At 30.2% G+C, this 16,111-nt stretch carries 9 protein-coding genes; all 9 read left to right on the forward strand.

The genetic code is table 11. The features are described from left to right. Positions 1 to 33: 33 nt before the first annotated feature. Entirely contained in the window at positions 34 to 792 is a 759-nt protein-coding gene (locus ACFIJ5_RS08270) for a thioesterase II family protein (protein WP_379805930.1), read from the forward strand. Then, a complete protein-coding gene (locus ACFIJ5_RS08275) occupies positions 780 to 1,502 on the forward strand; it encodes a 4'-phosphopantetheinyl transferase family protein (protein ID WP_379805932.1) in 723 nt (240 codons plus the stop codon). Before ACFIJ5_RS08270 ends, ACFIJ5_RS08275 begins: the two co-directional genes overlap by 13 nt. 37 nt (positions 1,503 to 1,539) lie before the next feature. Continuing rightward, positions 1,540 to 3,123 (forward strand): AMP-binding protein, encoded by a 1,584-nt coding sequence (locus ACFIJ5_RS08280; protein WP_379805934.1) that lies wholly within the window; start codon positions 1,540 to 1,542, stop codon positions 3,121 to 3,123. Positions 3,124 to 3,149: 26 nt separating this feature from the next. Then, on the forward strand, positions 3,150 to 11,003 hold the full coding sequence (locus ACFIJ5_RS08285; RefSeq protein ID WP_379805936.1) for an amino acid adenylation domain-containing protein: 7,854 nt from the start codon (positions 3,150 to 3,152) through the stop codon (positions 11,001 to 11,003). Between the two features lie 37 nt (positions 11,004 to 11,040). Continuing rightward, on the forward strand, positions 11,041 to 12,150 hold the full coding sequence (locus ACFIJ5_RS08290; RefSeq protein WP_379805938.1) for a saccharopine dehydrogenase NADP-binding domain-containing protein: 1,110 nt from the start codon (positions 11,041 to 11,043) through the stop codon (positions 12,148 to 12,150). Positions 12,151 to 12,235: 85 nt separating this feature from the next. Next, positions 12,236 to 12,829 carry an MptD family putative ECF transporter S component gene (locus ACFIJ5_RS08295; RefSeq protein WP_379805940.1) on the forward strand — a complete coding sequence of 198 codons (594 nt, stop codon included), beginning with the start codon at positions 12,236 to 12,238 and terminating at the stop codon, positions 12,827 to 12,829. Between the two features lie 11 nt (positions 12,830 to 12,840). Beyond that, positions 12,841 to 13,515 carry an energy-coupling factor transporter transmembrane component T family protein gene (locus ACFIJ5_RS08300; protein ID WP_379805942.1) on the forward strand — a complete coding sequence of 225 codons (675 nt, stop codon included), beginning with the start codon at positions 12,841 to 12,843 and terminating at the stop codon, positions 13,513 to 13,515. Between the two features lie 17 nt (positions 13,516 to 13,532). Beyond that, positions 13,533 to 14,954, forward strand: coding sequence for an ABC transporter ATP-binding protein (locus tag ACFIJ5_RS08305; RefSeq protein WP_379805944.1), 1,422 nt, complete (start codon positions 13,533 to 13,535; stop codon positions 14,952 to 14,954). Next, a complete protein-coding gene (locus ACFIJ5_RS08310; RefSeq protein WP_379805946.1) occupies positions 14,936 to 16,093 on the forward strand; it encodes a Gfo/Idh/MocA family oxidoreductase in 1,158 nt (385 codons plus the stop codon). Before ACFIJ5_RS08305 ends, ACFIJ5_RS08310 begins: the two co-directional genes overlap by 19 nt. Positions 16,094 to 16,111 lie beyond the last annotated feature (18 nt).

Here is a 16,111-nt window from a genome sequence, read left to right on the forward strand (position 1 = left end):
TTTCTATATTGCTTGCTATTAGGAGGCATTGATATGGATAGAAGATCTAAAAATATGTATATAGAGAAAACAAACCCTCTTGATAATATAAGATTATTTTGTTTTCCATATGCAGGTGGAGGGGCTTCGATTTTTAAAACGTGGAAAAAAAAGCTTGAAGGTATTGGGGTTTATCCCCTTCAATATCCGGGAAGAGAAAACAGAATAACAGAGCAGCCTATTTGTGAAATGAGAACATTAGTAGATGAAATATATGATGAAATAGAAGAATGTATAGAAGAAACTCCTTTTGTGTTGTTTGGACATAGTTTAGGAACAAAAATTTTGTATGAATTAGCTTTAAAAATATATAGAGAGAAAAATATATGGCCAGAGGGTGTTATAGTATCAGGTGGAAGAGCACCAAATTTAATTGAACCAAATCCAATCTATGATTTAGAGGACGGAAAGTTTATAAAGGAATTGATAAAAAAATATTCTAGTATACCTGAAGAAATTGCTAACAATAAGGAAATAATGAAATTATTTTTACCTGCACTAAGAGCAGATTTCATTATAGATGAAACATATGAAAAAAGTAATACAGATAAATTAGGCTGTCCTATTATGGGATTAATTGGTGAAAATGATGATGAAATGACTTTAGAAGATTTAAGGAAATGGGAAGGGTTCACAACAGAAGAATTCTATTATGAAAGTATTAAGGGAGATCATATGTTCATAAATAAGAAAAGTGATGAAGTAATAGCTACTGCTAAGAGTTTTATTGAAGGATTGAAATGTTTAGTTTAAAACAAGAGAAGTGTTCGTTAAAAAGGCTACAGAGTATATTAGATATTACTGAAGACGATTTAGACATTATTAAGAGTAGAGAGACTCCCTTTATCTACTTAATAGATTTAACGAATTTTGATGTTGATATAAAGTTTACTGAAATATTAATAGAAGAGGAAATAGAGAGGTGTAATAAATTTAAGTTTAAAGGCGATAAACAGCGTTTTACAATAAATAGGATGATAATAAGAATAGTTGTGGGTAGACTTCTTCATAAACATCCTAAAAATGTAGGTATTTCCTATAACTATTATGGAAAACCATATATAGATGATAAGTATAAATTAGAGTTTAATATTTCACATTCAGAAGAGTATATTGCAATTGCCTTTTGCAAAAACAAAGTAGGAATAGATGTAGAATTTATGAAGAAAGATATTGACTATTTAGAAATTGTAAAAAGCTATTTTGATGAAGAAGAGTTTAAACAGTTAATGAAATTAAATGATAATGACAGATTATTATGTTTTTACCAATTGTGGGTCGCAAAAGAGTCTTATATAAAAGCAATTGGTTACGGATTAAGCTATTCCATTAAAAAAGTTGTTATTCCTAATATTACCTATGGTAAGAATTTATTGATAGATAAAAAATCTGGAAAGAAAATTTGTGTAGAGGTTTTCAAAATAGATGAGAATTATGTAGGATCAATTGTATATATTAGATAAACACAATTATTTATGAGATTGGAAGGTAAATAGATATATGAATATTGGTATAAGAGGATTAGATAACTTAACAAACAGAAATAAACTTAAAAAGTGTACTTTAGGACAGAGCTTGAGCATATGGGCGGAGGAATATGGGGAAAGTATTGCAATAGTAGATAATACTGAGATCACTTATAGAGAATTTGATATGTATGTAACAAAATTAGCAAATATATTTATTGAACATGGAATAAATAAATCTGATAGGATTATAGTGCAGCTTCCCAATGGGGCATTTTGTATAATAACTTGTTTTGCCTTATTTAGGATTGGAGCGGTACCTATATTAGCTATTCCAGGATTAAGACAAAAAGAAATACAAAATATAGTAGAATTCGCTGTGCCAGAAGCGTATATAACTACAGATACTTATTTAGGTTTTAATTATGAAAAAATGGCGAATATAATTGGTAAACAAAATTCGTTTAAAAAGGGTATTTTTATTGATAGAGATTTAGAATATGAACTTAAATTAAGAGATAAAGATGAACAAATAATAGAGCATAGACAAGTAGAGATTGATGAAACTGCACTGCTTATATTATCTGGGGGAACTACACGAATACCAAAACTAATACCTTTAAAACATTCTGATTTAAACACGCATTTAAGATTATCAGCTGAACGGTGTGAATTAGGGAGAAATACTGTTTTTTTAGCAGTGTTATCTTTAGCACATAAATTAGCACTACATAGCCCAGGAATATTAGGAACTTTTTATGTTGGAGGGAAAGTAGTTATTGCAAACAATGAGAATTGTGAAGATGTTTTTACTTTAATTAATAAAGAAAAAGTTACAATAACTTCAACAGTACCTTCTTTAGCAAAGATGTGGCTAGAAACTATAGAAAATGAAGAGAATGTAGACATAAGTAGTTTGGAAAAGGTTATATGTGCAGGAGAGATCCTCCATAGTAATACAGCTAGAGAGATAATGGAAAAGTTGGACTGTGATCTAATACAACTTTATGGTATGTCTGAAGGTGTATGTTTTACAACCTTATTAAATGATAGTGTTGATGTAAAATGTTCATGCCAAGGAAAAACAATATCTTTGAAAGATGAGTTTAGAATTATTGATGAAAAAGGTAATGATGTTGAAAATGGATTGTCAGGAGAATTAGTTTTCAAAGGTCCATATCGATTTGATGGATATTTCAACATGTTAGAGGAAAATAAACATATTTTTACGGCAGATGGATTTTTCCATACTGGAGATAAAGCAAGATTAAGTAGTGATGGGAATATTATTATTGAGGGAAGAATAAGAGAGCAAATAAATGTAGCTGGAGAGAAAGTAATGCCAGCTGAAATTGAAGGATATTTAAGAGAAATTGATGGAGTAAAAGATGCAGCGGTAGTTGGAATAGAAGATGATTTATGCGGACAAAGGATTTATGCATTTGTTGTGCCACAAAGCCAAAAAATTGATAAAATTTTAGTTTATAAGCAGTTAGAGAAAATGAATATAGCTAAATTTAAATATCCTAGTCAAATTGAAATTATAGATTCATTACCACATACAAATGTTGGAAAAGTTGATAAAAAAGTTTTGAAGGCATTGATATCAAGTAAGTAAAAGAATTATAGATGGGGGAAAGAGATATGAATGTGTGCAAGGTCAATAATACTATAACATATGAGGAAATGATTGATTTAATCAAGAATGTTACTTCTAATATATTTGACTTAGAGGAAGATACAAATATGTTAGAACTAGGTATAACTTCTCTTCAAATAATGAGGTTAGCAAATAGATTTAAGAAAATGGGATATAAGATAACTTTTACTGAGTTAATAAAAAATCCATCTCCTATAAGTTGGTGGAGTAAGTTGAATAATCAAAAGAGAAATATTAAAGAGACTTCTTCTAGTGTGAGCAAAACTGAAAACAAACAAGAAGATTCTTTTGAATTAACAGATGTTCAACATGCTTATTGGGTAGGAAGGAAAGATTCACAACCTTTAGGTGGCGTAAGTTGTCATGCCTATTTTGAATTTGACACCAAGGATATAGATTTAAAACTATTATCTGGGGCTTGGCATGAACTGCAATTATTACATCCTATGTTAAGGGCGTGTTTTAAAGAGAACGGAAAACAAAAAATATTGGACCATGTTTTTTCAGATAAAATAAAGATTTATGATTTCAGAGAAGTAGGTAAAGATGAAGGAATGAGAAAGCAAAAGGAGTTGAAAGAACAATTATCTCATCGTCGTTTGGATATTGAGAACGGTCAGGTAGCTGAGTTTGGAGTTAGCATTTTATGTGACAATACTATGAAAATGCATTTTGACATAGATTTGCTAGTTGCTGATTTACAAAGTCTTCAGATTATTTTTAAAGATATTGAACGTTTATATAACGGAAAGGATATAAAATTTGAAGAACGTTGGGATTTTAAACAATATTTAATTCAAGAATCTGAATTTAATTTAAAGGAAAAAGAAGCATCTAAAACTTATTGGAAGGAAAATATAGAAAATCTTCCACTTGCTCCTAAGGTCCCTTTATATAAAAAACCAGATGATATTTCCAAACATAGATTTGTTAGAAGAAAAAAGTTTTTGCCAAAAGAAAGTTGGGATGCTTTAAAAACTAGAGCACGTACAGAACATACCACTCCTGCAATGCTGTTGATTACAGCTTATGCCGAAACAGTTGATAGATGGAGTGAAAATTCCAAATTTTTAATTAATATCCCGATGTACAACAGACAAGCGCATTCTAAAGAAATAGAGAAAGTAGTTTCTGATTTTACTAATATTATGATATTACCTGTTGATTGTACAAAAAACATGACATTTTTGGAGAGAGTTAAGAGTATACAAGATAAATTTTATGAATGTGCACAGTTTACTACTTATTCAGGTATTCAATTACAAAGGGATTTAGTGAAATTACATAGAGGAGAAAAGTTCATAGCTCCATTTGTATTTTCTTGTAATTATGGAGAACCATTGGTGAACGATGATTTTATTAAAACATTTGGAGAACTAACATACATGATAACTCAAACACCACAAGTATGGAATGATTTTCAGGTGTATGAAATCAACAAGGGATTATTGCTAGCATGGGATACTGTTGATGAAATATTTCCAAATAATATGATGAATGAAATGTTTGAATATTTTAGCCAATTAATTGATTATATTATAGAAAACCCAAATGATCGCATAGAGGAAAGCTGCCAAGAAGAGAATGCTGTTGATTGTAGTAATAAATATATTGATAGTACTAATATACATCATGAAGATAAATGCATTCATGAAATGTTTTTTGAACATGCAAAGACAAATGGACAAAAAATTGCTGTAGTAGATTCTGAGAGTGGAAAAGAATATTCATATAGTCAATTATCAGATTATGCTCTGAAAATTGCTGCTTATCTTAATAATATAGGAGTTACTAAAGGGGATTTAGTGTCAATTTCTTTGCCTAGAGGAATTGAACAAATTTCTTCAATATTAGGTGTTGTTTCAGCAGGAGCAGCATATGTTCCTGTGAGTGTAGAACAACCTTTTACAAGAAGAAAAAGCATTTATGAGAAAGCTTCTATAAAATACATCATTACAGATTTAGAACATAAATCAAAATTACAATGGCCAGAGGATAATGTGGTCATAGATATAGAGACGATAATGGCAACATCAATTGGAAAATTGAATAATGAAGTTTCTCCAAAAGATTGTGCTTATATTATTTTTACTTCAGGTTCAACTGGAAGCCCAAAAGGGGTAAAGATAAGTCATGCAGCTGCTTGGAATACAATAAAGGATATTAATCAAAAATATAATGTTAACTCAGAAGATGCTGTTTTAGCTATATCTTCATTTGATTTTGATTTATCAGTTTATGATATTTTTGGTTTGTTAAGCGTAGGAGGTAGAATTGTTTTAGTGCCAGAACGTGAAAAAAGGAATTCATTCTTTTGGTTAAAAGCAGTAAAGAATTTTAATGTTACTATTTGGAATTCTGTACCTACATTACTAAATATGCTTCTTATAGTTGCAGAAAATGGTTCGCATAGTATTGCTCCAATAAGACTGGCTTTAATATCTGGAGACTGGATTGAACTAAATCTTCCAGTAAGATATGATGCACTTACTGAAGAAGCTAGATTTATTGCACTAGGTGGAGCTACAGAAGCATCTATATGGTCAAATTATTTTGAAATTAAATTGCCTCTTCCAACTGAATGGACTTCTATTCCATATGGTAGAGCTTTGTCAAATCAAGCATATAGAGTATGTGATAAAAAAGGAAGAGATTGTCCTAACTGGGCATCTGGAGAATTACTAATAGGTGGCAAGGGTGTTGCAGATGGATATATTGGAGAACCTGAACTTACTAGAAAAGCTTTTATAATTGAAAATGGAGTGAGATGGTATAAAACTGGAGATATGGGAAGGTTTTGGCCAGATGGCACCATAGAATTTTTAGGAAGAAAAGATGAACAAGTTAAGATAAGAGGGCATAGAATTGAAATTGCAGAGATAGAAAAAGCGCTTTGTAAACATTTCTTAATAAGTAATGCTGTAGCATTTCCAGTGGGAGAACAAAAAGGTAATAAATATTTGATAGCTGCGGTTGTATTAAAGGGGAAATATAAAAAGATAATTAAGGAACTAGATAAATCAGAACTAGATAAATTTTTATTGGAATATGTTCCAGACTATATGTTGCCAAAACATGTAGAAGTACTTGAAGAATGTCCTCTAACATCTAATGGTAAAGTTGATAGGAAACAATTAAGTTTAATCGTTAGTGCTTCTAATAAAAAATGCAATGCTATTGAGAATGATAATACATCTCATACAGAAACACAAATATTATTAAGTAAAATTTGGAGTGAAGTATTGGGATGTGGAAAGGTAGATTTAAATTCTAATTATTTTGAATTGGGAGGAGATTCTTTAATAGCTACAAGATTGTGCACGAAATTAAATGAAGCCTTCAATATAAAAATACAGATTGAATCAATATTCAAATACCCTAAATTTTTAGAGCAATCTGAACATATTGATGAATTATTAAAAGATAAAGATTTCAGCACTAAAGAAAATTTACCAAAGATAGTTTCAAACAATGAAGAAAAATATTTACCATTTTCAATGACGGACATTCAAAAAGCATATTGGATTGGAAGAAAAGGCGTTTATTCTTTTGGGGAAGTAGCTACCCATTATTATTTTGAACTTGAAGAAGAGAATTTAGATATAGATAAGCTTACGAATAGCTGGAATAGATTGATTAAACATCATGACATGATGAGAGCTGTGATATTAGAAGATGGAGAGAATCAGAAGATTTTAGAAAATGTCAGAAGTTATGATATTAAAGGATTTGATTTAACACAGTCTTCTTCAAATGACTTAAATGATCATGTAGCTAAGATAAGAGATGATATGGGACATCAGAAATTTGATGAAACTACATGGCCTTTATTTGATGTAAAAGTTACTAATATGCCTAAAAATAAATCAAGAATTCATATAAGTTTTGACAATATAATTTATGATGGATGGAGTATATTCATGATTTTATCTCAATGGAATCAGTTGTACAGAAATGAAAATATTCCATTGAGACCATTAGATGTATCATTTAGGGATTATGTAATGTCATTACAAAAGATCAAAAAATCAGATTTATACCAAAAGGACAAAGAATATTGGGAGGAAAGAATTAAAACATTACCTCCAGCTCCTGAATTACCAATAAGAAAAAGAATAGAACCTTCAAAAAATTATAAATTTACACATATGGAAACAAAGATTAGCTGTCACAAGTGGAATAAAATAAAAGAATATGGAAAGAAGTATGGTGTTACTCCGTCAGTAATTTTGTTGACAGCTTATTCGGAAGTTATTTGTGCTTATAGTAAAAAGCCTGATTATACATTGAATTTAACAAGGTTTAATAGATTACCTTTACATGAACAGATTGATGAAATGGTTGGTGACTTTACATCTTTAACATTATTGTCTATTCATAATAGGAAAGGTGATACTTTTGTTGAGCGTTGTGGTAATATTCAAACTCAATTATCAAAAGATTTAGCTCATCCTTATCTTTGTGGAGTAGAAGTACAAAGAGAAATATCTAGACAACATGGGAAAAATGCAGGAGCAGTAATGCCAATAGTATTTACTAGTGCTATAGGTCTTAATAATAAACAAGTTCGTCCAGATAGAAGATGGATTGGAAAGCGAGTTTATACTTGTTCTGAAACTCCACAAGTTTGGTTAGACCATCAAGTAATAGAGGAAAATGAAGAACTTATATTAATTTGGGATTTTGCTGAAGGGTTATTTCCTGAAAACATGATAGAGGAAATGTTCCAATTATATAGCGATTTCATTGAAAACTTAGGAGAAGGTAATGAGAAGTGGAATTGCACTAAAAATATAATTAGTATACCTAGAAACAAAAAAGTTATGGAAGCAAATAATACAGATAAGCCAATTTCTAATAGTACTTTGATCGATCTTTTTTATAAAAGTGTAGATAAATATCCAAATGAAGAAGCGGTTGTTACATCTGATATAAGACTGACATATCAAGAAGTGTTTGAGAAAGCTAAAAGTGTTGCTGCATATTTACGAGAGGCTGATACTAAAAAAGGTGATAAAGTTTCTATAATAATGGAAAAAGGATGGGAGCAGATAGTTGCAGTATTAGGAATTTTAATGACGGGTGCAGCGTATATTCCGATTGATCCAAATTATCCTAAAAAAAGAGTGGAATATATATTAAGAGAAACAAATAGTAAAGTAGCTTTTACACAGAAATGGTTGAAAGAAAAATTATCTTATATTGATACAATATCTATTTTAGACATAGATGAAGCATGTTTATGTAATACAGAAAGTTTAGGCAAAGAGATTTCAATTTCTCCAGAAGATTTAGCGTATATTATCTATACTTCTGGTTCTACTGGAAAGCCTAAAGGAGTAATGATTGATCATAAAGGAGCTGTAAACACAATTGTTGATATCAATGAAAGATTTAATGTAAAAAAAGATAGAATATTTGGTCTAACAAGTCTTACATTTGATCTTTCAGTATATGACATATTCGGAGCGTTGGCTTCAGGATCAACCATAATTTTGATAGATAGGGACAAATTAAAAGATCCACTGTATTGGGTGGAAATAATGAAAAAAGAAAAAGTGACTATCTGGAATTCTGTTCCTCAATTTATGCAAATGTTAATAGAATATGTTGCTAATAGGAAAGAAAATATAAAGATTGAATTACGATTGGCACTATTAAGTGGAGATTGGATACCACTTGATTTGCCAGAAAAAATGAAAAAATACTTTGAAGGAATAAAAGTTGTAGGTCTTGGTGGAGCTACGGAAGCGTCTATTTGGTCAAATCTATATATTATAAATGACGTAAATGAAAAATGGGAGAGCATTCCTTATGGAAAACCAATGGTAAATCAAAGATTTTACATTATGAACGAACTTTTAAATGATTCTCCAATTTGGGTACCAGGCACTCTGTTTATAGGGGGTGTTGGGGTAGCGAAAGGCTATTTAAATGATGAGGAAAAGACAAAAATTCATTTTATTAAGCATCCTAAAACTGGAGAACGAATATATTGCACTGGTGATTTAGGAAGGTATTTACCAGATGGTAATATTGAATTTTTAGGAAGAGAGGATTCACAAGTTAAGGTAGGGGGCCATAGAATCGAAATGGGAGAGATAGAGCATGCGTTGGATTCTGTTGATGGAATCAAACAATCTATAGTTACTACCATTAGAGAAGAAAATTCTAGCCAACATTTAATTGCAAACTTAATTTTGAATCACAGTGACCCAGAGGTTCTAACAAAAATAACTATAAGTAATAATACTTTTTCAAAGGTTGATTTCAAAAGGTTAAGTTCTAATTTTGAAATGAATAATGTGGGTAATGATATAACAACTAAATCACATAAATTAGAGTCCTACTTTCAGCATTGTGAGAAATTATCAGTATGTTTAATCCATAGAATTTTGAAAGAGATAGGTGCATTTGAATATGATGAATATAATTTAGAACAAGTTATGTCTCAAACTGGTATAGATGAGAAATTCACAGGGTTGATTAAGAATTGGTACAAAATATTAGAACGAGAAAAAGTTGTCTATGATAATGAAGGTGTATTTTTAGTAAATAGAGATATGATGGAGGCACAACTTGAAGTAGCTGAATGTAGTACAACTGAAATAGAACAAAAGGATACAGAAATTAAGAATTTATCTCAATCCTTAGAAAAATTCTTTTCACATGATATTAGCGGTTATGTTGATATTTTGAGAGGGAAAAAGAGTATGGCTGAATTATTTCTTGAGAAGGATGATTTCTTTAACCCTAAAAAGGTGGGAACTTTGAATCCATTACAAAAAGATTTTGAAGCAATACTTATAAAAACTGTATTAGAGCTATTGGAGTGTGAAAAAGGCAATAAAATACGAGTGATTGAAATAGGCTCTAGAACAAATGAATTGGCAAGTTTTATAGATTCAAAACTTGGTAAATATGATTGTGAATATGTTTATACAGATGCATCAAAATATTTGTTAAATGAAGCTAAGAAAAAAAATCTAGAGTATGTAACCTATAGTCAATTAAATATGAATGATCCTATAGTTGAACAAGGCTATTCTTCATCAAGTGTGGATGTGGTCATAGCGAATAATGCTTTACATCGCAGTAGAAATATATATGAAACATTAGGTTATATTGGAGAAATGCTAAAACCAGGAGGAATATTATTATTACTTGAACCTGTTTACAATAGTAATTTAGCACTATCAACTGTGGGCTTATATGAAGAAGGATTTAGTAATTATCAAGATTTCAGAAAGAAAACCATGTTACCACTATTATCAAAAGAGAAATGGGAATCCGTTTTGAATAACAGTAATTATGAAGTGTATTCTATACCAATTGAAAATATAAATAGTCCATATGAACAATATGTGTGTATTGCTCGAAATAAAAAGACTGAAGAGAAAATTGATTGTAATGGGATAAAAAAAATACTAAAAGAAAAGTTACCAAGTTACATGATCCCAAATATTTTCATAGAAAGTAAAAATATTCCATTAACTTCAAATGGAAAAGTTGATAGGCAAAAGATAGAACAATCAAACAGAAAATTATCGAAAAAAATTAATAATGAAGGTATTTTACCTAAAACACAAATTCAACAATGTATTTTTGAGGTATGGCAAAAAGTTTTAAAGTGTAAAAACCTTAGTATAACAGACAATTTCTTTGAATTAGGAGGGGACTCCATTAGTGCAATCCAGTGCATTAATTCATTGAAGAATGACTATAACATGGAAGTATCAATAAAAGATTTGTTTGAAACTTCAACAATAAAAGAATTAGAAACAAGAGTTAACATTTTAGAGAAAGAAAATGAAGATATAGAAGAAGGAAAGATATAAAATAGGATAGTTTGAGAAAGGGAGAGGGAGAGCGAAGATGCAAGTTAAAAGAATTGGAATTATCGGAGCAACAGGAAATATAGGAAAAACTTTAATAACTGAGATTATAGATAATACTAATTTATCTTTAATTATAGGTTGTAGGGATATATCCAAAGTAGATAAATATTTTAAAGCTAATAATAGAGTAAATGTTATGAAGTTAAATATCAATGACAATAATGAATTGCTGAGATTTTGTAATCAATGCCAGATCATTATAAATTGCTCAAGCCCTTCTTCTCTATTTTATAACAAGGTAGTATTAGTTTGTTTAGAAAAAAACATTGATTACATTGATGTATCTGGAAATATGGAATTATTTGATTATTTGAACGACCAAAGAGAAGTAATAGAACATAAGAAGTTAAGCTATATTTTATCGGCGGGTATTTATCCAGGATTTACTGAAATATATCCATACTATATTTCAAATATGTTTGATGTAAAGATTAATAATTTAACAGTTTACTTTAGTAGTATAGGAGAGATATCAACTAATGCAGCTTATGATTTTGTTAGCAGCTTTAATCACAATCATGCACAAGGAATGTCATATTACAAAGAAGGTGATATTAAAAAAATTGATTCAAGTAAAAGCACAAATATAGATTCACCTTCAGATATTTTATTGTCAGAAATGTATCCAATTATAAATCATGAGTTTGCAGATATGATTGATAAGAATAAAAGTATTGGAGAGGCATATTTTTTTAATGCTTATCCTAATAAAAGCGTATTTAATGAATTTATGGTTATTAAAATAATGGGTATGTATAAGAAACATAAAGAAAAATTAGAATCAGCAAAGTCACTTCAAAATAAATATTATTCAATGTTTAAAGAATATGGAAATCACACAAAACTCTATGTAAACATTAAAGGGGAAAAGGATAATAAAAAAGCATTAATCAAATCATCTTTTGAATTTAATGGAAGTAGTAATTGTATTTCAGCAATAGTAGCCTATTCCGCTATGAATGCTATATTAAACAAAAAGGAATACCTAGGATTAACGTTTCCTTATTTTGTAATAGATATAGAAGATTGCTTAAATAAGTTACAGGAAAAAGGGGCTAAAATGAATACTTCCATTGAGTATATATAGCAAGAAGGAACTTATCAAAAGTTTTTGTCTATTAGGCAAATTAGCTAATTGAAAATTAGAAAAGAATTAAAGGGAGGAAAATGACATGGAAAATAAAAACTTAAAAACAAAGGATTTAGTAAATATTGGGGTATTTTCAGCAATTTATATGGTGATTTCAATTATATTTATGTTACCAGCAGCAATATCACCTATTTTATGGATGGCATATCCAGCTATTGCAGGTATCTTTTGTGGAACCATTTATATGCTTTTGATGTCTAAGGTACAGAAAAAAGGAACTGCATTAATTATGGGACTTGTTACAGCACTTATTTATTTTGCTATTGGAGAGTGCACATGGCTTGTTATTATAACTTTTGGTATTGCGGGAATTATTGCAGAAATCATTCGCAGTTCTTATGGATATAAAAGTTTAAAAGGAAATGTGATTTCATGCGGCGTACTTAATATAGGGTTTGTAGGTTCACCACTTCCAATGTGGGTATTCCACGATAGCTATGTAGAATCTATTATAAAAATGGGAATGGATCCTACTTATGTAGAACAAATGTCTGAAATGGTGTCTGCAGGGTCTTTAATAGGAATGATTGTAATAGCATTCATAGGTGGAATAATTGGTGCTACTATTGGTAAAAAACTTCTAAAAAAACACTTCCAAAAAGCAGGGATTGCATAATGGAGAGCACTATGAAAAAAGGAGGCTTCGTTCTTGATCCAAGAACGAAGATGTTCCTCATTTTAGCGATAAATGTATTTATTTTTACTAATAGTGATGTAAGGATGGAAGTTATAATTATTTCCGGGATTTCCCTGTTGTTAATAACATCAGGTTTATCAAAAGTAGCAATAAAAGGAGTTTTTATTTTTGCAGCTTTAGTATTGTCTAGGAATTTGTTATTACCATATTTCCCTAAAATGCTTTTAGCCACAGCAAATATTTTGTTTGTGTTTATTAGGAAAGTTCTTCCCTGTTGGATGTTGGGAAGCTTGTTTGTGAAGACAACTCCAATACGATTAATTATATTGTCACTACAGCAGTGGAATGTTTCACCAAAGATAACAATTCCGTTAGCTATTACTATTCGTTATTTCCCTGCTTTAAGAGAAGAAAGGCAAGCAATACAGGATGCTATGAAATTACGTGATGTGAAGGGGATTTTTAAAAAAATTGAGTACATTTATGTACCACTTTTAGTCTCAGCTTCTCACACTGCAGATGAATTGAGTCAAGCAATTATAACAAGGGGAATTGAGAATCCTAAAACAAAAACTTGTTCAGTAGAAATGAAATTTAAGATACAAGACTATGTTTTAATGTTTATCTCTCTTGTCATATTAGTCTTAGTATTTTTACCTATATAAGGAAGGAGAGATGTGACTTGATAAGAATTGAAGATGCTTGTTTTTCCTATGGAAAGAATGGTGTAAAAGAATTGCAGCACATAAACTTGGAGATAAAGAAAGGTGAATTTGTTTTATTATCTGGGAGAAGTGCTTGTGGAAAAACTACTATTACCAAACTACTTAATGGGTTAATTCCCCATTTTGTAGATGGTACTTATACAGGAGAAGTTTATATAAATGATGCAAATTTAAAAAAAATGGCTATGTATGAAATAGCAGAACAAGTAGGATCCGTTTTTCAAAATCCAAAGACTCAGTTTTTCAATTTGGATTCTGATAGTGAATTAGCTTTTGGACTAGAAAATATGGGATTGGATCCAAATGATATACACCAAAGAGTGATAAAGACAGTGAGAGATTTAGGAATACAGCATCTTATGAATCGTAATGTATTTAAACTCTCTGGTGGAGAAAAGCAAATTTTGGCCATTGGGTCTATCTACGCTGTTAATCCAGATGTGTATGTTTTAGATGAACCTTCTGCAAGTATTGATGAAGAAGGAGCAAAGGTTTTACATGATGTATTACAAAAGCTTAAGGAACAAGGAAAGACTGTTATTGTAGCAGAACACAGAATTAATTATTTAATCGATTTGATAGACCGAGCTATTTATATTGAAAAGGGTAAGGTTAAAATGGATTGCAGCAGAGAAAAATTTTTGAAACTAACAGATGATAAACGAAAAGAACTTGGACTAAGAAGGTTTTATCTTTGTGATAGAAAAACTAAGGAAGAGCGAAAAGTAGTGAAAAAAAATTCTACTCTTATTGTAAATGATTTACATTGTTCCTATGAAAAGAGGCAAGTTTTAAATGGAGTATCCTTTATGGCAGATAAAGGTGATGTTATAGCAATTACTGGCCGAAATGGAGCAGGAAAGACAACTTTTATGAGATGTTTATGTGGACTTATAAAAGAATCAAAAGGAGAAATTCAGTACCTTGAAAAAAAATTATCTTATAAAAAAAGGCGAGGGCATTGTTATATGATTATGCAGGATGTAGCCCATCAATTATTTACAGATAGTGTTAAAGAAGAATTCAGCCTTCTTAACAAAGAGATTTCAGAACAAGAAGTTGATGAAGTGTTAAGGAAAGTAGATCTGATTGATTTCAAAGATAAACATCCTATGGCATTATCTGGAGGGCAAAAACAAAGGTTGGCTATTGCTGTAGCTACTTTATCTCAGAAGGAAATTATTATATTTGATGAACCTACCAGTGGTCTTGACTATGGGAATATGTGTAAGGTAAGTGAAATTATAAAAGATCTTGCAAAGGATCATATCATTTTTGTTATTACTCATGATGAGGAATTATTGGATATGACATGTAATCGTAAGATGGTATTAGAAAATGGAAGAATAGCAAAGGATACATGGCTTATAAATGTATAGTTCAGCTAGTATATTTGAAAGATTGGATGGGGGAAATGGATAATATGATGGGTAGTGAAAATAAAGAGAAAAAAAGAGTAATAGTGTGCGGTACTAGATTTGGTCAATTTTATCTTGAGGCTATAACAAGAAACTTAAATAGATTTGAACTTGTAGGGATTTTAGCCAAAGGTAGTAATAGATCAAAAAAATGCGCAGAACGTTACAATACAAAGTTATTTACAGATATAAAAGATATACCTACAAATGTGGATTTTGCTTGTGTAGTAGTAAAATCTAGTGTGATGGGAGGAGAAGGAACTAATATAGCATTAGATTTATTAAATAGAGGAATATCCGTCTTATTAGAGCAACCCGTCCATCATAAGGATATAAAAGAATGTGCAAAAGTTGCTAACAAAAACAAATTAATATTTATGGTAGGCAATTTGTATTCAAATTTAGATTCTATAAAGAATTTTATTTCATCTGCAAGAAAATTAATGGCTACCTATTCACCTAATTATATTGAAGTTAAATTTACAACTCAGGTTTCATATCCGTTAGCAAGGTATTTAGTAGATCTTTTTCCAAGGGCAAGGTCTCTTAAAATAGATGAGGGGATACGAAATTGTGGTAACTTACAGCTGTTAACAGGATGTATTTCAGGAGTTCCAATTATCTTTTTAGCAGATAACAGATTAGATCCAAAGAATCCGGATTCATGTTTATCTATGTTTCATCAAATTAGTATTGGGTTTGAGAGTGGAACTATGATGTTGTGTGAAACCTTTGGAAATACTGTATGGATTCCTTCTTTATACATTGAAGATGATAAGGAGGCAGTGGGAAACTTTCCCTTTATGGATACAGTAAACTTATATGATAAAACATTATCTATGGTAAATAGGGATTTTTCCAATTCATATGATGAGTTGTTCAAAGATATTTGGGTAAAAGCTGTTTGTGAAGATATTTATTCTATAGATAAATATCTTTCAAATAAAAACAGAGTGAATTACAATTCCTATGTACAACGAGAATTATTTGCAGCTAATTTATGGCAGCAAATTACTGAAAAGTTAGGATATCCTTCAATAAAAAGTAATGAAAAATACAAATTTATTAAAATAGATGAATTATTCAACTTTCGAAGATGAAAAATAACCGCTGTGGTA

This window comes from Haloimpatiens myeolchijeotgali (genome assembly GCF_042688525.2).
In the GTDB taxonomy this organism is placed as follows: domain Bacteria; phylum Bacillota; class Clostridia; order Clostridiales; family Clostridiaceae; genus Haloimpatiens.